This is a genomic window from Nocardia spongicola (assembly GCF_047200775.1).
Lineage (GTDB): Bacteria > Actinomycetota > Actinomycetes > Mycobacteriales > Mycobacteriaceae > Nocardia.
Genome location: NZ_JBJZOO010000075.1, coordinates 1 through 368, shown reverse-complemented (window position 1 = coordinate 368; position 368 = coordinate 1). Strand labels below are relative to the sequence as shown.

Here is a 368-nt window from a genome sequence, read left to right as displayed (position 1 = left end):
CCGACCAGTTGACCCTCATGTCTTCCGATACGTCGATGCAATACATCGATATGCATACCTCCGCCGGGGCGTCATTCACGATGATCTCCAACCGGCTGGCCTATGTGCTGAACCTGGTCGGCCCCGCACTCACGGTGGACACCGCGTGCTCCTCCTCACTGGTGGCGTTCCATCTGGCCTGCCAAGGCATCGCCGACGGCGACTGCGAAATGGCCATCGCAGGCGGGGTGAACGTGATGATACAGCCGGAAACCTTCGTCCCGATGTGCAAAGGTGGGTTCCTTGCCACCGACGGGCGCAGCAAAGCCTTCGACGCCGCCGCCGACGGCTACGGCCGCGGTGAAGGCGTCGGGATGGTGGTACTGAAG

Annotated in this window: 1 protein-coding gene; it reads left to right on the top strand. The window is 62.8% G+C overall.

Annotated features, from left to right (window positions below; all coding sequences use genetic code 11):
• Nucleotides 1–368: beta-ketoacyl synthase N-terminal-like domain-containing protein (locus ACL02S_RS24265; protein WP_412804808.1), on the top strand; the 368-nt coding region annotated here is incomplete at both ends.